Source organism: Virgibacillus ihumii (genome assembly GCF_902726655.1).
GTDB classification, from domain to species: Bacteria; Bacillota; Bacilli; order Bacillales; family Amphibacillaceae; genus Lentibacillus; species Lentibacillus ihumii.
In genome coordinates this window covers 2,892,219-2,913,293 of record NZ_CACVAN010000001.1, presented here as the reverse complement: position 1 = coordinate 2,913,293, position 21,075 = coordinate 2,892,219, and the positions used below count along the sequence as shown (strand labels likewise).

The window sequence follows — 21,075 nt, the reverse complement described above, 5'->3', positions numbered from 1 at the left end:
TTCAGTATCAAATTAGATTAATTCCAAACAACCCCGCCGTTTACTAGTTCCGTAAAATAATACAACTGTTTTTTCGTCCGTTCCAAAATTTCCCGATCAATAATTGGGTTTTCACTATATTTATCTATTTGACTATCCAGCAAATAAAGTCCTTTCAGATTATACCCCTTTAATGTTGCAAGTACCGGCTTTAACGTATACTCAATTGCCAACAAATGTGAAGCACTTCCACCCGTCATCAATGGCAATACCGGGGTATGCTGTAATACATCCTGCGGCAGCACATCAATCAAGGACTTCAATGCTCCGGAATATGCACCCTTATATACAGGTGATCCCACAATCACGCCGTTTGCCTTCCGAATCATCGCCGCAATATCCTGAACGATGGGATGTTCCCAATTTCCGGTAAACAAATCTTTATAAGGCAAATCCCGGACTGAAATATGCGTCACCGTAAAATGCTCCTCTGTTAACAAGTTCCCTAAATATTTCAGCACCTGGTCCGAACGTGAAGTTACAGAGGGGCTTCCTGATAAAATAACAATTTCACTCATTTCAACCATCCTTTCCTGTTTAGAAAACTTGGTTGTCACCAAACCTTTGGGTGACGACCATAGTTGCACTTATGCAATGAGGCTGGGACAAAAGTATTTTATCAAAAGAAAATACGAATTAACTTAGTTGAGGAATCTAGCCGCTCCGGAAATATACTTCGCTTTCACTTTCGAGCATAAGTGCGACATCAGCTCAAGGAAATCACTTTCGCTGTGTCTTCTTTACCGCGGGCGGCTGTTGAGCCTCTTCGTGCTTCGCACTCAGAGTCTCACCTAGGCCTTTCCTCCCGCAGGAGTCTACGCATATTTCCTCCGCTAAAATAGAGTATTGTCCGTCTTTTCTTATACATTTATTTGTTTTGTTCCAACCCCATCTGCTAAAAAGTACGCCGAAAAAATGCGTCAAAAAACCCCCTTTCCTTGGATAAGAAAAGAGGGTTACTTGCGATTATTGGAATCCGCCCTTATCTTCCAAGAAATTAATCTTGCTGGATTTAGCACCTTTCTGACAATGTCAGAGGTTGCTGAAGCTTCACAGGGCCAGATCCCTCAGCTTCTCTGGATAAGATATTTTATTATTACAGCCCATTATATTCCAATTAGTCTGATAAATCAAGTGGGTTTTTAAATTAATTAGTGTTTTCCATTATCGGATGACATTAAAATGGTTATATGGTTTTGATATTAGGGTGGCGGCGGTTGTTTGTTTATATTTAGTAATTCCCTTGCTATTTTTCATCCTCTAGGACACCAAATACTTCAAAAGGTGAGCGACCAGGGAAAAAAGTACGCGTTATTATGAGCGCTTCTGAAAAATAGAAATCATTTCTCATCTCCCCCTCATGTTCATCAAAGATTGTTCCAATCTGATAAATCCTTTCATAAACCTCATTTGGCGTGATTTTTAAACAATCAGCTAGGTCCTCCATTGTCAATCCGGATTTCTTCATTTCAACAACCAATTTTTTATACATTAACAAAATGCCCCTTTTTTATGCCAGCTTGATAATTAAAAGCCCATTTATGGTCTTTTTCCTTCGACGGTTAGAAAAAGCCAAATTTTAGTCTGCAAAACAAACATTCTTAGAATAATTATAAAAAAACGCCTATACCTATTGGAGGATAAGCGTTTAAAATATAAGCTTCCAAGCGGACTCGAACCGCTGACCCCTTCCTTACCATGGAAGTGCTCTACCGGCTGAGCTATGGAAGCATGATGGCTCCACAGGCAGGAATCGAACCTGCGACTAATCGGTTAACAGCCGATCGCTCTACCGCTGAGCTACTGTGGAATAATAATAACTAATTGGTATGTTACCCAAATATACTGCTATTTATAGCATTTCATATTACAAAAACCTGGCTGTTCACCAAGTTTTTACTATCAGAAAGCCTGCTTAAAAACAAGCTTATTATTAATGGCCTGGCGGCGTCCTACTCTTGCAGGGGCAAAGCCCCAACTACCATCGGCGCTGGAGAGCTTAACTGCTGTGTTCGGCATGGGAACAGGTGTGACCTCTCCGCTATTGCTACCAGACCTTCGGGCTGGAACCATGACATCTTTCGTCACGATGTTCTCCCTCATTTTTCAAGACAAGATATATTATAGGCATTTTCGATAAAAAATGCAAGAGCTATTCAGGAATTTATACCCTGAAAACTGAATAAGCGTATATGCAACGCACCATCAAAAGCTGTTTAGTTAAGTCCTCGATCGATTAGTATCCGTCAGCTCCACGTGTCACCACGCTTCCACCTCGGACCTATCTACCTCATCGTCTCTGAGGGATCTTACTCACTCGAAGTGATGGGAAGTTTCATCTTGAGGGGGGCTTCATGCTTAGATGCTTTCAGCACTTATCCTTGCCACACGTAGCTACCCAGCTGTGCTCCTGGCGGAACAACTGGTACACCAGCGGTGTGTCCATCCCGGTCCTCTCGTACTAAGGACAGCTCCTCGCAAACTTCCAACGCCCACGACGGATAGGGACCGAACTGTCTCACGACGTTCTGAACCCAGCTCGCGTACCGCTTTAATGGGCGAACAGCCCAACCCTTGGGACCGACTACAGCCCCAGGATGCGATGAGCCGACATCGAGGTGCCAAACCTCCCCGTCGATGTGAACTCTTGGGGGAGATAAGCCTGTTATCCCCGGGGTAGCTTTTATCCGTTGAGCGATGGCCCTTCCATGCGGAACCACCGGATCACTAAGCCCGACTTTCGTCCCTGCTCGACTTGTAGGTCTCGCAGTCAAGCTCCCTTCTGCCTTTACACTCATGCGAATGATTGCCAACCATTCTGAGGGAACCTTTGGGCGCCTCCGTTACCTTTTGGGAGGCGACCGCCCCAGTCAAACTGCCCGCCTGACACTGTCTCCGGACCGGATTACGGCCCTGGGTTAGAAGGTCCGTACAGCCAGGGTGGTATCCCACGTGTGCCTCCACCGAAGCTGGCGCTCCGGGTTCTATGGCTCCCACCTATCCTGTACAAGCTGTACCAACATTCAATATCAGGCTACAGTAAAGCTCCACGGGGTCTTTCCGTCCTGTCGCGGGTAATGTGCATCTTCACACATCGTATAATTTCACCGGGTCTCTCGTTGAGACAGTGCCCAAGTCGTTGCACCTTTCGTGCGGGTCGGAACTTACCCGACAAGGAATTTCGCTACCTTAGGACCGTTATAGTTACGGCCGCCGTTTACTGGGGCTTCGGTTCTGCGCTTCGCACCGAAGTGCTAACGCTTCCCCTTAACCTTCCAGCACCGGGCAGGTGTCAGCCCCTATACTTCGCCTTTCGGCTTCGCAGAGACCTGTGTTTTTGCTAAACAGTCGCTTGGGCCTATTCACTGCGGCTCACTCGTAAGCAAGCACCCCTTCTCCCGAAGTTACGGGGTCATTTTGCCGAGTTCCTTAACGAGAGTTCTCCCGCTCACCTTAGGATTCTCTCCTCGCCTACCTGTGTCGGTTTGCGGTACGGGCACCTATGAACTCACTAGAGGCTTTTCTTGGCAGTGTGGATGCAGGAACTTCGGTACTCTATTTCCCTCCCCATCACAGCTCGGCATTATTGGACGGATTTACCTATCCAACTGCCTTACTGCTTGGACGCACACGTCCATCGGTGCGCTTTCCTTCTCCTCCTGCGTCCCCCCGTCGCTCAAACGCTCATGAGGTGGTACAGGAATATCGACCTGTTGTCCATCGCCTACGCCTTTCGGCCTCGGCTTAGGTCCCGACTAACCCTGAGAGGACGAGCCTTCCTCAGGAAACCTTAGGCTTTCGGTGAAAGAGATTCTCACTCTTTTTTCGCTACTCATACCGGCATTCTCACTTCCAGGTGCTCCACCAGTCCTCACGGTCTGACTTCACAGCGCCTGGAACGCTCTCCTACCATTGTTCGAAGAACAATCCGCAGCTTCGGTGATACGTTTAGCCCCGGTACATTTTCGGCGCAGCGTCACTCGACCAGTGAGCTATTACGCACTCTTTAAATGATGGCTGCTTCTAAGCCAACATCCTGGTTGTCTGGGCAACGCCACATCCTTTTCCACTTAACGTATACTTTGGGACCTTAGCTGGCGGTCTGGGCTGTTTCCCTTTCGACTATGAACCTTATCACCCATAGTCTGACTCCCAAGGCTACGTAACCGGCATTCGGAGTTTGACTGAATTCGGTAACCCGGTGAGGGCCCCTCGTCCAATCAGTGCTCTACCTCCGGTACGCTTCCCTTGAGGCTAGCCCTAAAGCTATTTCGGAGAGAACCAGCTATCTCCGTGTTCGATTGGCATTTCACCCCTACCCACACCTCATCCCCGCATTTTTCAGCATACGTGGGTTCGGGCCTCCAGTCAGTGTTACCTGACTTTCACCCTGGACATGGGTAGATCACACGGTTTCGGGTCTACGACCGCATACTCATTCGCCCTGTTCAGACTCGCTTTCGCTGCGGCTCCGTGTCTTCCACTTAACCTTGCATACGATCGTAACTCGCCGGTCCATTCTACAAAAGGTACGCCGTCACCCATTAACGGGCTTCGACTACTTGTAAGCGCACGGTTTCAGGTTCTCTTTCACTCCCCTTCCGGGGTGCTTTTCACCTTTCCCTCACGGTACTGGTTCACTATCGGTCACTGGGGAGTATTTAGCCTTGGGAGATGGTCCTCCCGGATTCCGACGGAATTCCTCGTGTTCCGTCGTACTCAGGATCCACTCCGGAGGAGACGCATTTTCGACTACAGGGCTCTTACCTTCTTCGGCCGGCCATTCCAGGCCGATTCGTCTAATGCATCTCTTGGTAACTCCATTGGAGTGTCCTACAACCCCAGAAAGCAAGCTTTCTGGTTTGGGCTGCTTCCGTTTCGCTCGCCGCTACTCGGGAAATCGCGTTTGCTTTCTCTTCCTCCGGGTACTGAGATGTTTCAGTTCCCCGGGTGTGCCTCGCGTACCCTATGTATTCAGATACACGTCCTGTTCCATTACGAACAGCGGGTTCCCCCATTCGGAAATCCCCGGATCGAAGTCTACTTACGACTCCCCGGGGCATATCGGTGTTAGTCCCGTCCTTCTTCGGCTCCCAGTGCCAAGGCATTCACCGTGCGCCCTTCTTCACTTAACTATGAATAGACGTACTTCTTCTTCGCCTTCGCTTTTGATTTGATGTCGTTGATCTTGCTTATTCAGTTTTCAAGGTACAAAAAGTGGAGCCTAGCGGGATCGAACCGCTGACCTCCTGCGTGCAAGGCAGGCGCTCTCCCAGCTGAGCTAAGGCCCCATATGAGGGTTAATTATAGATGGTGGGCCTGGGTGGACTCGAACCACCGACCTCACGCTTATCAGGCGTGCGCTCTAACCAGCTGAGCTACAGGCCCATCTATAAAATAAAATTTAATTTGGAAAGAATTGCTCTCTCAAAACTGAACCAAACAACCAAGTATGCCTTCCGTAATAATCCAGCTCCGGCGCCTATCGACTAGCAGACTTCCTTCTTCTTCCTACGATAAATCAACATCGATTCACTACGTTCATCGTGTTTCTTTTATCTCGTCAGAAGCAGTCCAGTCTGTACGTCGATGACCAGGCGCCTACGCTTTCTTATAATCCTTAGAAAGGAGGTGATCCAGCCGCACCTTCCGATACGGCTACCTTGTTACGACTTCACCCCAATCATTGGCCCCACCTTCGGCGGCTGGCTCCAAAAGGTTACCTCACCGACTTCGGGTGTTGCCAACTCTCGTGGTGTGACGGGCGGTGTGTACAAGGCCCGGGAACGTATTCACCGCGGCATGCTGATCCGCGATTACTAGCGATTCCGGCTTCATGCAGACGAGTTGCAGCCTGCAATCCGAACTGAGAATGGTTTTATGGGATTTGCTACACCTTGCGGCTTCGCTGCCCTCTGTTCCATCCATTGTAGCACGTGTGTAGCCCAGGTCATAAGGGGCATGATGATTTGACGTCATCCCCACCTTCCTCCGGTTTGTCACCGGCAGTCACCTTAGAGTGCCCAACTGAATGCTGGCAACTAAGATCAAGGGTTGCGCTCGTTGCGGGACTTAACCCAACATCTCACGACACGAGCTGACGACAACCATGCACCACCTGTCACTCTGTCCCCGAAGGGAACACGCTGTCTCCAGCGCTGGCAGAGGATGTCAAGACCTGGTAAGGTTCTTCGCGTTGCTTCGAATTAAACCACATGCTCCACCGCTTGTGCGGGCCCCCGTCAATTCTTTTGAGTTTCAGCCTTGCGGCCGTACTCCCCAGGCGGAGTGCTTAATGCGTTAACTGCAGCACTAAGGGGCGGAAACCCCCTAACACCTAGCACTCAACGTTTACGGCGTGGACTACCAGGGTATCTAATCCTGTTCGCTCCCCACGCTTTCGCTCCTCAGCGTCAGTTACAGACCAGAGAGTCGCCTTCGCCACTGGTGTTCCTCCACATCTCTACGCATTTCACCGCTACACGTGGAATTCCACTCTCCTCTTCTGTACTCAAGTCCTCCAGTTTCCAATGACCATTCGCGGTTGAGCCGCGAGATTTCACATCAGACTTAAAAGACCGCCTGCGAGCGCTTTACGCCCAATAATTCCGGACAACGCTTGCCCCCTACGTATTACCGCGGCTGCTGGCACGTAGTTAGCCGGGGCTTTCTGGTCAGGTACCGTCACGGTACCGCCTTATTCAAACGGTACTTGTTCTTCCCTGACAACAGAGTTTTACGATCCGAAAACCTTCATCACTCACGCGGCGTTGCACCGTCAGACTTTCGTCCATTGCGGATGATTCCCTACTGCTGCCTCCCGTAGGAGTCTGGGCCGTGTCTCAGTCCCAGTGTGGCCGATCACCCTCTCAGGTCGGCTACGCATCGTCGCCTTGGTAAGCTCTTACCCCACCAACTAGCTAATGCGCCGCGGGCCCATCTGTAAGTGACAGCTAAAAAGCCGCCTTTCATCACGTCACCATGCGGTGATGCGCTTCATTCGGTATTAGCCCCGGTTTCCCGGAGTTATCCCAATCTTACAGGCAGGTTGCCCACGTGTTACTCACCCGTCCGCCGCTCGTTCCACAAGCTTCCGCCCGAAGGCTTCCGCTTGCTTCCCGCGCTCGACTTGCATGTATTAGGCACGCCGCCAGCGTTCGTCCTGAGCCAAGATCAAACTCTCCATAGAAAGTTGATATATGATTGACACCAATCAACCATAGCTTAGCTTCGTAAATTGAATCCAGGGGAAAGCTTTTGCTTTCGTCCTGTTTCTTGACATACTGGTTGTTTTGTTCAGTTTTCAAAGAGCAATTCATTTATTGTCGTTTTTTGCGACAAGATATAATTTACCATGAATTATATCCGGTTGTCAATACATTTTCTGATAAAGTTTTTTGGAAAACTTGGTTATCACCAAGCCTTTAGGTAATAGCCATATTTGCACTTATGCAGTAAGAAAGAATTTTATACTCCTTTAACTGCTAAGAAAGTTTAAATGGCTCAGAAAGTGTTGTTGCTTTATTGACAACAGAAAATAATATAGCACATATATCTGTTAAGTTCAATAGAAAAAGCCAAAAAATCCTAAAAGATTTTTTGGCTGAATCAAGCTGCTGGTATGTTCATTGATTTTCTGTGCGTCTCGGCATATATTTGATGCATTCCTGCTCGCTTGCGACACGGCGGAACAGATTAAACAAAATCTGGTATCTTTCCCTCATTGCACGTTTGACCATATGATCAATCCTGTGATCTTCCAGGTCCATCAATAATTCTTCCAGTTCACGTTTCAGTAAGTACTCCATTTCCTTTTGTTCAACATCATTAATTAACAATCCAAGCATTACATTCACCTCAATACCTTCTATTAGAACAATTGGTTTTTCGCCAAGCTTTTAGCCTGAGTTGTACTTATGCAAGTACGAAATTTATGCATTCTTGTCCGCCACCCAATCAATTAAAACTTACCCTTATTTTCCGGATTAAAACGTGTATAACTTCCCCGTATGATGATTCCAATATGGGAATGCTGATTATCCGAATGGAGTAATACTTGCTATCCGCTGTACGCATAACATGAAAAAGCAACCAGACTAAAGTAATTCAGGCAACAAAAGACAGTTAAATATCTCTCTTACTAAGTTTGAACGTTATCACCATATTTATTCGAAATAATTATCGAATTAGGTCGGTTAATATTAAGTTTAAGTAAATAAACACAACATCTTTTGATTCTTCCCTTTAATAATTCAGACAAAATACAATGGCTTGTTCATATTACTGATTTCCACTCATAAAATATGATAACGACGATTGGGAGGAATTATCATGAGTCATTTTTATGTCTGGAAACTTAACAAGTGGAAACGATGGTCGGTTGTTGTCTTATTTGCCTTCTTTACCGCGTTATTATTGTGGTTTGAAAGCATAGGCTCTTTGGCTGTTTTTTCCAAAGAAGAACCTGCAGCTTTTACTAGGGGAAATGCTGACCAGTCCAATATTGCCCTAACATTTAACATAAGCTGGGGAGAAGAAAAAGCTCACGATATTTTAAAACAGCTGAAAAAGCATAATGTACAAGCTACGTTCTTTGTTAGTGGTGAGTGGGCTGAGCGCCATCCAAAAATATTGGAGAAAATTACGAAGGGCAAGCACGAGCTCGGAATGCTTGGCTACCGGTATGAGAGCTACCTGGATATGGAGCTTGAACAGGTAAAGAAGGATTTGCAGCACGCCAGAGAGGTTTTTAATAAACTAGGCTATAAAGAGGTAAATTTACTCCGACCGCCGAGTGGTCATTTTAACAAGGAAATTATTGAACTTGCTGAGGAAATGGATTATAAAGTAGTTCACTGGAATGTTAATCCGCATGATTGGGAAAATCCTGGGACACAGCAAATTGTCAACACTGTCATGAATAAAACAGAAAACGGTGATATCATTCTGATGCATGCATCGGATTCTGTGAAACAGACCGGAAAGGCGCTAAATACTATTCTTCCGGGATTAAAAAACAAAGGATTCCAATTTGTCTCCGTTTCGGAACTGATTAATCAGGCGCATGCCGAGGCTAAAATCGTGGATTAAGATTTAGGCCGTATCACCTGAACCGGTGATACGGCTTTTATCAGGCATTTTTTGAACCTGCTTGTGTTTTACTGCCATTTTCAACTTGTTCTGTGGAACTGTTTGTAATTTTGTGTAAAACAAGCAGTTGATACGTGTTACAGGCAAGCAACGGGATAATCATTAACCATGCATAATCCGCTCCACTCGTCCGAAGTCCGGGAACCCATTCAATTGCAGTCATAACGACCATTAGAAATAGTGCTGGAATAAATGCACGCTGATTCGTTGCACGAGCCTTCAGTTTAGCAATAATCCATCCATATCCAAGGATCCCCGCCGACATCAGTATGTATAAGTATAATGGAACCTCACCATTTGACGCACTATAAGGGAAATAAATCAAATCAAATACCACAAAAGCAATCAGCAGCACTTGAACCGTCGGCCAAAACGTCCGAAACAGACTAAGTCCCAACTGATTAAGAAACAAATACGCAAAAAAGCCGGTCTGACTGATTACACTGAATACAAGTCCCAATCCGACAAAAAATATGATTAGTCCAGTTAGTTCCATAAAATCAATTGGATTTAAAATTTTAGTATACGAAGCAGTTTTTACAAAAAAACTGGTAATTAATCCAGTAATCCCGCCTAAAAGAAGCGTTTTTAAAAACAACCCAACCCACTTTCGACTATTCAATCTGTTTTCCTCCTAGTGTTTGTTCAACTTTCAAGCCTATTTTATCATGAAGCATCCCACTTTTCCTCTATAATGTGCATATTTTTTCTGCTTCACACTCATATTAAACATGAGAGGAAGGAGGAATTCCAAGTGAAACGGGCACTATGTATTTTATTTATAAGCATGCTCGTTGTTGTTCTTAGTGCTTGCAATGGGGGAAGTACTGCGGGCAAAGAAGCTGATTATGATACGACCAAAAAAATGGTTGTGGATATATTACAGACAGAAGATGGTAAAAAAGCACTGAGAGAGATATTATCTGATGAAAAAATGAAACAGCAGCTTGTGATTCAGTCAGATGCTGTCAAGAAATCATTAAATGAAGTGCTTACTTCTGATAAAGCCAAAGATATGTGGACAAAGTTATTTGAGGATCCTAAATTTGTCAAAGCATATGCCGAAGCGATGGCTGATGAGCATAAAAAATTGATGAAAGATCTGATGAAAGACCCGGATTATCAAAAACAGATGCTGGAGCTGATGCAAAACCCGCAAATTGACAAACAAATGCTCAGCGTTATGAAAGGTCAGGAGTTCCGTAAACATCTTGAGAAAACAATTCAGGAAACATTGCAGTCACCAATGTTTCAGGCCAAGATGTCGGAAATATTGTTAAAGGCAGCGGAAGAACAAGGTAAACAGCAGGGAGGCCAATCAAAAAGCGGTCAAAGCGGGCAAAGTGGGCAGAGCGGTCAGTCAGGCGGATCCAACTCTGGAGGCCAATAATAAAAGAGGTGACAGTTAATTGCCACCTCTTTTTTCTTTTCAAATGCTGCTCCAGTTATTCGTCCACTTTCGCAATAACTTTTGCAGCTATTTTATGGTATTCTTTCCCGAGTGGATGGTCTTCCTGATAAACAGAAGGAGCGAACTCGTCCTCTTCTTCGTAGGGCTGCTGAAGCGGCAAATGTCCGAGCACCTGTGTTTTCAGTACTTCTGCAAGTTTTTTACCCCCGCCTTTACCGAAAACATATTCTTTCTCGCCTGTTTTTTTACTTTCAAAATATGCCATGTTTTCCACGACACCTAAAATTTCGTGTTCTGTTTTGATTGCCATCTGTCCTGCACGTGCAGCAACAAACGCAGCAGTTGGATGCGGCGTGGATACTATTATTTCTTTACAGGTTGGCAGCATCTCATGCACGTCCATGGCAATGTCACCAGTTCCCGGCGGTAAATCCAGCAGCAAATAGTCCAGGTCGCCCCATTCCACTTCCTTGAAAAAGCTGTTCAGCATTTTACCGAGCATTGGTCCGCGCCAAATAATCGGCGAATTATCCTCCACAAAGAAGCCCATGGAAATTACTTTTACTCCGAAACGTTCAACCGGGATAATCTTCTCACCACGGACAGCGGGACGTTCTTCCACACCCATCATATCAGGTACACTAAACCCGTAAATATCCGCATCAATAATGCCGACCTTTTTGCCAAGCCGCATCAGCGACATCGCAAGGTTCACTGTTACTGTAGACTTGCCAACACCACCTTTACCGCTGGAAACAGCAATAAAGTTAGGATGTTTTCCACCGCCTAACAGACTTTTCTCCTGCGCTTCCTCTGCTGCAGGCTGATACTTCCGAATTACTTCATCAGGCAATTGTTCAAAACGAAGTCCGACAGTTGATGCACCATTTTTCTTCAGGATACCGACGATTTCCTGCTGCAGCTGCATTTGCTCTGCAGTATTTGTCTTACCTATTCCTATCTTAACACTGACATGTTTTTTCTCTTCTTTAATGTTAACCTCTTTTACCCCGCCTGTTTCCCCAATCGTTCTATGTAAAAATGGATCATTAACAGAATCGAGCAATTCCTTCACTTGTTCTTTTGATAGCACGGCCAGTCACCATCCCTTTCCTAGCGTATTTATAGCAATGTCATTATATTTTTGCACACAACGCAAGTATAACACAAATCACACAATTTCTAAGTGATTTGAATCATATTTGGGAAAGTAGAAGCGACCGCTCAGCCACATGGTTCGCATCCATTCATACTGGATAGATTCCTTTTGCCAATGCATTCATTCTCTATGCTTTTATACCGTGGTTCCAAGGGTTAAGCCTGTGTCCGGCCGCAGTCAGTTTCGGTCATCTTCCGCAGGCTCTTCGGTTACATACTTCAAAATTCCCTGATAAATACTTCCGGCCATTTTCCGCTGATAATCATCTTTTTTCAGGTGTTCCCGCTCATGTTCATTCGAAAGAAACCCGGCCTCGACCAATGCACCTGGAATTTCCGCATGTTTAAGCAAGTATACCCCCTTAATTGGCAGTGCCTCTCTGTCAGTGTTTTCCAAGTTACGAATGATTTCAGCCTGAATCATTTTAGCAAGGTGCCTGCTTTTGTCATACCTCGGGAAATAAAAAGTTTGTGCACCACTCCATTTGGTTGACGATAAAGCATTTAAATGGATAGTCAGAAAAAAGTCCGCATCTTTCTCCTTAATAAATTCCAGCCGGTTGCGGATGTCCTCCGATTTTCTCCGTGACAGCCCTGCCGTATCTTCTCTTGCCAGATCTCTGTCATTCTCCCTGGTTAAATAGACGAGAGCCCCTGCCTGCTGTAAAAAATCCCGCGTTTTTTTCGCAATTGCAAGCGCAATATCCTTTTCAAGTGTCTCGTCTTTGCCGACCGCTCCGCCATCCGGACCGCCATGCCCGGGATCAAGCACAATTGTTTTTCCCGCCAGTGGCAATGTCCACGCTTTCCATGTGGAATCGACCTTATTTATCGGATATTGAATAAGAAAAGCTAAAATGATAAAACCAACACCCCATAAAAATACCTTTTTAAATCGTCCCATAGCACTCGCTCCTTATAATTCTGCTTGCACTATTGTATGGGACGAGCGAGTGGTTTATGATTAGTACAGGAAATGGTTTAGAAAAACGCAGCTGTGGTATTATAATTAGCAAAGAACATGCTGGAAGGAGTGTTTTGAATGGATTGGATAGGTATTGGCGTCATTATTATCGGACTTGCATTTTTGGGACTTGTATTTTTCTTGATTAAACCACTGAAAAATTTGACCGAACTATTTGCCAGTCTGCAGAAGACAACGGATGAACTGCCTGATCAGGTTGCTGATATTACCAGCGAGACAACCAGCGCCATCAGTGCCGGGAGAGATGCCATAAATCAGGTAAACAAGCAGATGAATGAATTAAGTCCGCTTTTTCAACTGATCGGTGATATGGGAAATACAACCCGCGGCCTGTCTTCCTCATTAATTAAAGTCAACACAACGATGAGAGAAAAATTAGAAAATGATTCTGCGATTAAACGGAATAATCTGGAATGGATTTATGGAATCATGACCCTGGGATATTGCATTTTTCAGCGAAATAAAGCATCTAATTAAAAAATCCCCTGTAATGGGGATTTTTTACTTTTCATCTGTTTTCTTTTTCCGTGATACATTGAATTTAGCCAGTGGAGTTGTCAGCTTTCTGGACATTTCACCAACATCACCTAACATATAAAATAACGGGCTCAGCGTCCGCAATTTATCATTCACATCGGAAAGTGTATCATTTGTATGGTTAATCAGGCTCCCTGTTTCCCGGAAAATATCATCAAGCTGGTCGGGAAGCGGTTCAACTGTTTTTTCGATACCCCGGAGAATGTTTGCCAGGTTGTTTAATGTCCATGCAAGGTAAATGGCAAGCACTAAAAAAGCCACTCCAATAAATATTACTCCAATTCCTGTCAATGTCATCTTTATCCCTCGTTTCTTTTATTTCTTTGCAGGCAGATTTTTTTTCTGAACCATTAACTCGTTTTTTACACTTTTCTTTTTCAATCGCCGGAAAAGCTTGAAGGCAACTTCTCCCCATTTGGCGCCCTCTGTCAGACGTGCAATCGATTCTGGTGAGTCATACTCCGGGAGCTTTTTGGTTTGCTTGTCCAAAAGCCGGCTGCCGGCATTTATTGCATGACCAGTATTGTCCATCGCGTCAAACAGACCATCTGTTGCAGTTACCTTATCATTAAAGTCGTCAACAAGTTTTTCCGTTTCCTGCAGCGTATTTCGCAGTTCCGGAGTCAGGTAATGGAGCTTTTTCTCGACTTCACCTAATGAATTGCCAAGCGATTTCATCGAATTTGAAACACGTATTAACACATAGCACATATAGATTGTGATGAGTGCAAATGCCAATGCACAAAATAGAATTCCAATATATACGAAATCCATTGGTTATGTACCTCCCTTGTAAACTGATTTACCACCAGCAGTCTGAATTAAAACGTCACCTGGCTAAAAGGCCCGTAATAAAATATCTCTTCCAACTGACATTATCATATTTCCCAATACGTTTCCATTGTATGTCTTTTACATTCAATCCCGTAATAAATACTGCTCCGTCACGAAATTGGTCCCAATCATCCTGTGCTGCCCATTCACCAGGATTTGCTCCCTGTTTTATTTCATAAAAATTGTCCATATGAATGCCTGTTTCCACCTTTTGTTTTTGCAGAAATCCTTCACTGGTCATTTTCCACACGTTCTTGTCCAACAACTGGTTTCCCTGGACAACCGTTGCATCAGGAGAGGCGTTGGTGGTGATTTTCAAATCAGCATGATAACCTGGCAGCAAACCTTCCATATCGCTATTCTCCTCAAACTTCACCTCAAACGGATACATACTGGTTGTATGAATGTTAACAGTCTCTGGCATATCGTCGATGGAGGACAAGGTTCCCTGCAAAACGCTGTCATTTTTCTGAATATCCACTTCAACAGGCATCTCCGGTTCCACCTTCATGCGCTCATTTTCTGTAAGTCTGCCAGTCGCCTGCAGTTGCTGATCCCGAATAGTGACAACCGGATTATTGAGTGATTCCGACAAGTTGGTCACCTGCCCTTGATAAGGGCTTTCAACGGTAATTGTATCACCGGTTGACTCCAAATCAGATAATTGTGCCTGAATACTTTCCAGTTCCGCTTGTTTCTGGGCAAGTTCTTTTTCCTTCTCTGCAATATATGCTTCTTTCATATATTCCACTTCAACAGGCTCGTGTGTCAGATCAAATTGAGCATTTTCTCCTTCAAATTGAGCCTCTAGATCTGACGGAGGTGCCTGAAAAGCGGAAATATTCGCAATGGCCTCCTCAATTGCCGCAATCTGACCATTCAACTTACTTACTTCACTCTCCAACTGTGCTTTTGTGTCATAGTAGTTGCGTGGTTCATATGTAAAAAGCGGATCGCCAATGTTTATTTTTGCGCCATCTTTAATCTGAAACTCCAAGAAACTGCCTTTTTCTTCGTCAAAATAAACATTTTTTGTAGCAGCTGATGCTAAAACACCAGCCGTTTCGATCGTTTCATACATATCTTTCGTCCCGATTACAGACCATTCATCAATATAAGACAATCGTTGAACATTTTCATCATCATCCAAATAAACAAGGAAACAGTTTACTGCAATAAAGAGTCCGGTTAATACAAGTATTAGCTTTCTGCGATTCATCCAAACCACCCGCCAAGTAAATGAATATCTGTAACGGCCAATGCTGCCGCAAGAATCCAATACAAAATATGTAGAAAAATAATACCTGTCCAGACCCAACGTCTGCTGACATCAGCCAGGTAACAGATAAATCTTGCCTGAAACCAAATAATCCAAAATTGGAAAAGGGATATTGCACCGAAAAAGTAAATAATCCATGTTTTAGCCGTGAAATAGGATGCAATAATTCCAAAAGACCACGGAGAGACATGCCAGTCCAATCCCCAGAAAACTGCAAGCGGAATCCATAAAACCCGTTCCATCAGCATAATGAACAAAACAATTTGCTGCATAATCAGCAGTTTTTTGTATGGTATCCCTGTCAACAGATAAAATATATAAGATGGCACAAATAATACAAGTAAAACAAATAAAACAGCAAAACCAATCCTGCCTAAAACAAACCAGAATTTCGTCATTTCATACTGAAGCTGGCTGAAAGCTGTCGCATTAACGGAAATAGGTTGTGTTCCAAGGCCAAGTCCGGCCATCCACCCATGTACAACTGCACTTAACAGCAAGAGCAGCCAACAAACTTTCCAATGATTTTTCAACGCTTCTGCCTCACGAATACGATATAAATTATCATCTATTGGAAAAAAGAAGTTTAAGAGATTTACCCGATAGAGCATGTACCACAGTCCTTTTAGTCAAATCCTGTCAATATCTACCTATTTCCTATTTTAACGTAAATTTCATCAATATCCTATCATTTTCGATATTTTATGAACATAATAGGCAATTTTTCCTATTATTAATAAAAATCCGGAAAATAGGTATGTTGATCAGGTACAATATTTTCCAAAATTTGCAGCTGTTCAGGCGGGCCGGAAATCAAACCCGTTTGATACAGCTCTGTCGGCCGCTTATATCCCATCAGCATAGAAATTAACTGCTGGACAGTGCATTGGATTGTTTTCCGATCAGTCGACGTTTTCAGACAGGATACACCCGTACCGGAGCGGGTGAGCTGGTACGTGCCATTATTGTCAGACAAAAAATCATCCTCGATCTGTAATGCAGGCAGTACTTGATGATCCGACAGTTCAAACGGATATTGTTCCAGAAAACGTTGCACATCGACAATCCGCGCCATGAAATAAGGCTGCAGTTTTTGGTCGAATCGCGGCTCATCAAGCAGAAGTGGAAGATTGTCATATTCCGGCACAGCCATTTCGACTTTTTCCGCCATTGAATCATGATTGGCAATAAATCTCAGTAACTGCTTCCAGCCATTGAGCGTGTTATATACCAACTCTTTTACTGTAAAAACGTCATTTTTCACCTGATAGATAATGTACGCTTCCGGACTCTGATCATCATCATATGCTGCCGCCACATGATCATTACCTTTCAATACTCGCTGTTTCCACCAATTTTCATCCCTGACAAGTGTTCCATTGAATTGGCTGGCGTAAATTGTATAAATTTCGTGAAGCATCCCGATATCATCATGTATCTGTCGAACATAACCATTTACACCCCAATTTTTCTTCAAATTGGCAAGCGGGATGGAGTAATGTTTTTCAACAAAAGCTGTTTCCCACCCGTACTTTCGGTAAAAGCCAAATGAAAAAGGATGAAGAAATGAGATGGTATGGCCGTGTTCTTTCATATATAGCAGGGCATGATGCAACAAATCTTTAACCGCACCTTGACGACGATACTCAGGCCATGTTGCAACCGCACTAATCCCGCCCATTTTGAAAACTTTACCATTGATATAGCAGGTGAGCGGGATCAGATGCAATTTTGCCGCCAGTTCATCATTCGACATCCATCCCCATATAATATGTCGTTGCACTTCTTCTACTTTTTTACGAAATTCCATCTCCGACAACCGATATTGAAACGCAAATTGTGACAGGTCGAAAATTGCTGAATAATCATATTCGGTCAGTGTTTTTATGTACGGCATTGCCTTTCCCCCAGTTTCGATTTTATATTACAATCATACATTAATTTCCTCATAAAGCTCCAACATAACCGATTGTCGAATCATGGAATTTCGACAGCTTTTATCTTGTTGGTATTTGTTCTAACGGCGAATTTTTTATTCTATCGGCGAAAATTAACTTTCTATCGGCGAATTTCGCAATTCTAACGGTGAAAACAATATTTCTATCGGCATTTCCACTCAACAGGTTTTCCCCAACAAAAAAAGCCCTCTTCCCCGCATAAGGGAAGAGAGCTTTTGCAAAAGCGATATTAACGCTTGGAGAATTGTGGTGCACGACGAGCGCCTTTGAGACCGTATTTCTTACGTTCTGTTTCGCGAGCATCACGAGTCAGATATCCTTCGCGCTTCAATGTTGCACGGTATTCAGGATCTGCTTTAAGTAGTGCACGTGCGATTCCGTGACGGATTGCACCTGCCTGACCAGTAAATCCTCCACCATCAACATTTACCAGTACGTCATACGTTCCTTGCGTTTCAGTGCTTGCCAGTGGCTGATTCAAAATTAACAGTTGGGTTTCATATGGGAAATAGTCTTGAGCATCACGATCATTAATCAGTACACGGCCGGTTCCTGGAACCAAACGTACACGTGCAGTTGATCTTTTACGACGACCAGTGCCATAATATTGTACTTGTGCCAATTGCTTTACCTCCTTTTAATTATCCGCGAAGCTCGTAAACTTCCGGTTTTTGAGCTTGATGATTGTGTTCGGATCCTCTGAATACGTGCAGTTTTTTACCCATTCTACGGCCAAGCGGACCTTTTGGAAGCATACCTTTCACTGTAAGTTCCAGCATTTGTTCCGGGTATTTTGTACGCATTTCTTCAGCATTTCGTGATTTCAAACCACCTGGATGGTTTGAATGACGATAATACATTTTGTCGTTCATTTTGTTACCTGTAAGTTCTATTTTGTCAGCGTTAATGATGATCACATGATCACCTGTATCAGCGTGTGGTGTATAAGTTGGTTTATGCTTTCCGCGCAGGATTGCAGAAACCTCACTTGCCAAACGGCCTAAGCGTTGGCCTTCAGCATCCACAACAAGCCATTTGCGTTCAATATTAGCTTCATTCGCCATGAAAGTTGTGCGCATGATGGGTTTCCCTCCATATTTCAATATCGTTTCAATGTTATTCCTATATTTTAACATAATTAGTTTCCGGGGCTAATCATGGTTTAGAAATAAAATGCCACAAATCATCATATACCATAAATAACAGCTTTGTCAAGCATTACATTAAAACAGTTCCTCCCAATTGAGAGGAACTGTCATAACGCCCTATAAAACCCCACGCATGTATACTTGGATTTTTTTCGAAAATGCAAACAAAACGATACCAGCTAAAACAGCAATACCACCAATAATACCAAAATAGACAATTTCGGTTGACGGATCATACAACTTAACGATCTGTGCATTAACAGCTTGTCCGGCTGCATTGGACATAAACCATAGACTCATCGTTTGTGCAGAGAATGCTGCTGGTGCAAGCTTTGTTGTTGCAGACAATCCAACCGGTGACAGGCAAAGTTCACCTAATACGACAAGGAAGAAACTAAGCACCAGCCATAATGGACTTACCAATGTTTCGGTTCCGTTGATCATAGCCGGGAAAATCAGAACCATAAATGATATTCCGCCAAAAATTACCCCCAGGGAGAACTTCTTCGGGGTTGACGGCTGACGGTTGCCAAGTTTCACCCACATCGCGGCAAAAACCGGTGCCAGGAAGATAATGAACAACGGATTTAACGACTGAAACCATGATGCATATAAATCAATACCCATAAAGCTTAATTCAGTTCGTTCTTTCGCATATAATGCAAGAATAATAGAACCCTGTTCCTGAATTGCCCAAAACACCATAGATGCAACGAACAATGGGATATATGCTAAAATACGTGAACGTTCCACTTCATCTGTTCTCGGGCTTTTATACATGACAATGAAGTATGCTGTCGGAATAGCTATCCCCAAGAAACTGACTAAATACGTGAATGTTGTGATCGTCAGTATATTGGTTGGAATGGTAATAACAAGTAAAATAGCAACGATAACAGCACCAATTCCAAACCGTTTGAATACTGTCTTCCTCTCACCATCATCCAACGGGTTAGCCACATATGTTCCGGCAAGACCCAGGTATTTCTTACGTGTAACTACGAAAAGAATCAACCCGAGCAGCATTCCGATTGCAGCCAGACTGAAGCCCAAGTGATAATTGTATTCCTGACCAACTGTACCGACTACAAATGGTGCAATTAATGCCCCCATATTAATTCCCATATAAAAAATGCTGAAACCGGAGTCGCGGCGTGTATCCTTCTCACTGTACATATCCCCGACGACACTTGAAACATTTGGCTTCAATAATCCTGTACCAATTGTAATAAAGAGAATGGAAAGGAATAACCCTGTTACGGCCATTGGCATTGCAAGTATAATATGACCAATCATAATGAGTATTCCACCATAGAAAATGGTTTGCTGTGTACCAAGCAATCGGTCAGCAATCCATCCCCCGATAACACCAGTCATATAAACAAGTGCACCATAGACTGCCATGATGGACGTTGCTATATCTCTGTCGATACCCAGACCACCATTGACAATTTGATCGTACATGTAAAATAGCAGCAGCGCCCGCATTCCATAGTAGGAAAAGCGCTCCCAAAACTCTGTAAAAAACAAAGTGAATAAACCTTTAGGCTGTCCAAAAAAGCCACGTTGGGGCACACTTTGGACTATCTTATCCTTATTAATCTTCCCCATGATGTAAAAACTCCTTCTCTTTTTGAGCTGTACAAATCAGCTGTGTTTAAATTTTAATTTTTTCTGATTTTTTATTAGCCAATTTGTCGAAAAAATAAGGGCACGTACCATCATATTCCCCGATCTGTCGGCTGTCAACTGACCGAAAAAGGAAAAAAATCGCAATAGCATATTAAATTAAAAAAACTTGGTACAATAGTCCAAGTTTTTGAAAGTTCACTTATATGTTACTTTCCAAAGATACAATCCCTGTGCCGGTACAGTATCCCCCAACAGCCGACGATCTTTTTTCATGAGCAGTTTTGCAATGTCATCCGAATCCCGCTTCCCCTGTCCGATATCCAACAGTGCCCCGACAATGATCCGAACCATATTATATAAAAAGCCGCTCCCGCGGAAGACAAATTCAATTGTACTGCCCTCCCTGTTGCATGACACCTCATACATATTCCGGATTTTACTTCCTTTTATGGAGGCTTTGGCCGATGAAAAAGTGGTAAAGTCATGCTCACCTTCCAAAAAATTACACGCACGCTGCATTGCGTTCATATCGAGTCGATAGGGAAACTGATAGTAATAATGTTGCCTAAAAACATCCTTTTCCCGCTCATTCCATACATAATACCGGTATTCTTTCTCCATCACATCATACCGGGCGTGAAATGTATCGTCAGCATTCTCCACTTCATGCACATATAAATCATCGGGTAAAAGGGTGTTAATTGCCATTTTCCAATTATTAACGGGCAACTGATAAGCTGTTTTAAAGTGAATCATCTGACCTTTAGCATGAACCCCGGTATCGGTCCGCCCGGATGCATGTATGCGAATATGTTCTCCTTTATGGATCCGCCGCAGTGCTTTTTCCAATTCACCTTGTACAGTGCGCTGCCGGGGCTGAATCTGAAAGCCTGAAAAGTTGGTTCCGTCATAGCTTATTGTACATTTTATTTTTGTCATGTTGT

The 21,075-nt window shown here is 43.9% G+C and carries 18 protein-coding genes, 4 tRNA genes, 3 rRNA genes and 1 riboswitch; of the genes, 3 read left to right on the top strand and 22 right to left on the bottom strand.

Annotation, left to right across the window (positions count from 1 at the left end):
* Nucleotides 1-17: 17 nt before the first annotated feature.
* From ssuE to HUX68_RS14190, 10 genes are all read right to left on the bottom strand, one after another.
* The gene (gene ssuE / locus HUX68_RS14235) at nt 18-557 is read right to left on the bottom strand and encodes an NADPH-dependent FMN reductase (protein ID WP_174615443.1); all 540 of its coding nucleotides are present in this window, start codon (nt 555-557) and stop codon (nt 18-20) included.
* 461 nt (nt 558-1,018) lie between these two features.
* Nucleotides 1,019-1,126: riboswitch (SAM riboswitch) on the bottom strand.
* 159 nt (nt 1,127-1,285) lie between these two features.
* Nucleotides 1,286-1,531, bottom strand: a complete 246-nt coding sequence (locus HUX68_RS14230) for a hypothetical protein (protein WP_174615442.1) — start codon at nt 1,529-1,531, stop codon at nt 1,286-1,288.
* A gap of 166 nt (nt 1,532-1,697) precedes the next feature.
* Nucleotides 1,698-1,770 (bottom strand) — tRNA-Thr (locus tag HUX68_RS14225).
* A gap of 4 nt (nt 1,771-1,774) precedes the next feature.
* Nucleotides 1,775-1,849: transfer RNA gene (locus tag HUX68_RS14220), tRNA-Asn, on the bottom strand.
* A 129-nt stretch (nt 1,850-1,978) separates the two neighbouring features.
* Nucleotides 1,979-2,094, bottom strand: a 5S ribosomal RNA gene (rrf, locus tag HUX68_RS14215).
* A gap of 161 nt (nt 2,095-2,255) precedes the next feature.
* Nucleotides 2,256-5,174 (bottom strand): 23S ribosomal RNA (locus HUX68_RS14210).
* An 83-nt stretch (nt 5,175-5,257) separates the two neighbouring features.
* Nucleotides 5,258-5,330: transfer RNA gene (locus tag HUX68_RS14205), tRNA-Ala, on the bottom strand.
* Between the two features lie 20 nt (nt 5,331-5,350).
* Nucleotides 5,351-5,427 (bottom strand) — tRNA-Ile (locus tag HUX68_RS14200).
* 236 nt (nt 5,428-5,663) lie between these two features.
* Nucleotides 5,664-7,228, bottom strand: a 16S ribosomal RNA gene (locus tag HUX68_RS14195).
* The 16S, 23S and 5S rRNA genes sit together here with 4 tRNA genes alongside, the layout of an rRNA operon.
* 436 nt (nt 7,229-7,664) lie before the next feature.
* Nucleotides 7,665-7,886 carry a hypothetical protein gene (locus tag HUX68_RS14190; RefSeq protein ID WP_077323999.1) on the bottom strand — a complete coding sequence of 74 codons (222 nt, stop codon included), beginning with the start codon at nt 7,884-7,886 and terminating at the stop codon, nt 7,665-7,667.
* A 484-nt stretch (nt 7,887-8,370) separates the two neighbouring features.
* Here HUX68_RS14190 and pdaB point away from each other — a divergent pair, with 484 nt between their 5' ends.
* Nucleotides 8,371-9,129, top strand: coding sequence for a polysaccharide deacetylase family sporulation protein PdaB (gene pdaB / locus HUX68_RS14185; RefSeq protein ID WP_174615441.1), 759 nt, complete (start codon nt 8,371-8,373; stop codon nt 9,127-9,129).
* Nucleotides 9,130-9,169: 40 nt separating this feature from the next.
* Here the strand turns inward: pdaB and HUX68_RS14180 are convergent, their stop codons facing one another.
* Nucleotides 9,170-9,811 carry a KinB-signaling pathway activation protein gene (locus HUX68_RS14180; RefSeq protein ID WP_174615440.1) on the bottom strand — a complete coding sequence of 214 codons (642 nt, stop codon included), beginning with the start codon at nt 9,809-9,811 and terminating at the stop codon, nt 9,170-9,172.
* A gap of 132 nt (nt 9,812-9,943) precedes the next feature.
* Between HUX68_RS14180 and gerD the strand changes: the two genes are divergently transcribed.
* Complete coding sequence (gerD, locus tag HUX68_RS14175) at nt 9,944-10,579, top strand: spore germination lipoprotein GerD (protein WP_246206685.1); 636 nt, start codon at nt 9,944-9,946, stop codon at nt 10,577-10,579.
* A 55-nt stretch (nt 10,580-10,634) separates the two neighbouring features.
* Here gerD and HUX68_RS14170 read toward each other — a convergent pair whose 3' ends face one another.
* Entirely contained in the window at nt 10,635-11,693 is a 1,059-nt protein-coding gene (locus HUX68_RS14170; protein WP_174615438.1) for an Mrp/NBP35 family ATP-binding protein, read from the bottom strand.
* 243 nt (nt 11,694-11,936) lie between these two features.
* Nucleotides 11,937-12,662 (bottom strand): N-acetylmuramoyl-L-alanine amidase CwlD, encoded by a 726-nt coding sequence (gene cwlD / locus HUX68_RS14165; RefSeq protein WP_174615437.1) that lies wholly within the window; start codon nt 12,660-12,662, stop codon nt 11,937-11,939.
* A 138-nt stretch (nt 12,663-12,800) separates the two neighbouring features.
* Here cwlD and HUX68_RS14160 point away from each other — a divergent pair, with 138 nt between their 5' ends.
* Nucleotides 12,801-13,220, top strand: a complete 420-nt coding sequence (locus tag HUX68_RS14160; RefSeq protein ID WP_174615436.1) for a DUF948 domain-containing protein — start codon at nt 12,801-12,803, stop codon at nt 13,218-13,220.
* 24 nt (nt 13,221-13,244) lie between these two features.
* Here HUX68_RS14160 and HUX68_RS14155 read toward each other — a convergent pair whose 3' ends face one another.
* From HUX68_RS14155 to truA, 9 genes are all read right to left on the bottom strand, one after another.
* Nucleotides 13,245-13,577, bottom strand: coding sequence for a DUF948 domain-containing protein (locus HUX68_RS14155; protein WP_174615435.1), 333 nt, complete (start codon nt 13,575-13,577; stop codon nt 13,245-13,247).
* An 18-nt stretch (nt 13,578-13,595) separates the two neighbouring features.
* Entirely contained in the window at nt 13,596-14,054 is a 459-nt protein-coding gene (locus tag HUX68_RS14150; protein WP_174615434.1) for a DUF948 domain-containing protein, read from the bottom strand.
* Between the two features lie 55 nt (nt 14,055-14,109).
* Nucleotides 14,110-15,333 carry an efflux RND transporter periplasmic adaptor subunit gene (locus tag HUX68_RS14145; RefSeq protein WP_174615433.1) on the bottom strand — a complete coding sequence of 408 codons (1,224 nt, stop codon included), beginning with the start codon at nt 15,331-15,333 and terminating at the stop codon, nt 14,110-14,112.
* Nucleotides 15,330-16,004 carry a hypothetical protein gene (locus tag HUX68_RS14140; RefSeq protein ID WP_174615432.1) on the bottom strand — a complete coding sequence of 225 codons (675 nt, stop codon included), beginning with the start codon at nt 16,002-16,004 and terminating at the stop codon, nt 15,330-15,332. Before HUX68_RS14140 ends, HUX68_RS14145 begins: the two co-directional genes overlap by 4 nt.
* 122 nt (nt 16,005-16,126) lie before the next feature.
* Nucleotides 16,127-17,290, bottom strand: coding sequence for a GNAT family N-acetyltransferase (locus HUX68_RS14135; RefSeq protein WP_174615431.1), 1,164 nt, complete (start codon nt 17,288-17,290; stop codon nt 16,127-16,129).
* A gap of 290 nt (nt 17,291-17,580) precedes the next feature.
* Nucleotides 17,581-17,973: a 30S ribosomal protein S9 gene (gene rpsI, locus HUX68_RS14130; RefSeq protein WP_174615430.1), complete on the bottom strand. Its 393-nt coding sequence runs from the start codon at nt 17,971-17,973 to the stop codon at nt 17,581-17,583.
* A gap of 19 nt (nt 17,974-17,992) precedes the next feature.
* Nucleotides 17,993-18,430, bottom strand: a complete 438-nt coding sequence (gene rplM, locus HUX68_RS14125) for a 50S ribosomal protein L13 (RefSeq protein WP_174615429.1) — start codon at nt 18,428-18,430, stop codon at nt 17,993-17,995.
* 186 nt (nt 18,431-18,616) lie between these two features.
* The gene (locus HUX68_RS14120; protein ID WP_174615428.1) at nt 18,617-20,110 is read right to left on the bottom strand and encodes a peptide MFS transporter; all 1,494 of its coding nucleotides are present in this window, start codon (nt 20,108-20,110) and stop codon (nt 18,617-18,619) included.
* A gap of 216 nt (nt 20,111-20,326) precedes the next feature.
* Nucleotides 20,327-21,070 carry a tRNA pseudouridine(38-40) synthase TruA gene (gene truA / locus HUX68_RS14115; protein WP_174615427.1) on the bottom strand — a complete coding sequence of 248 codons (744 nt, stop codon included), beginning with the start codon at nt 21,068-21,070 and terminating at the stop codon, nt 20,327-20,329.
* Nucleotides 21,071-21,075: the final 5 nt, after the last annotated feature.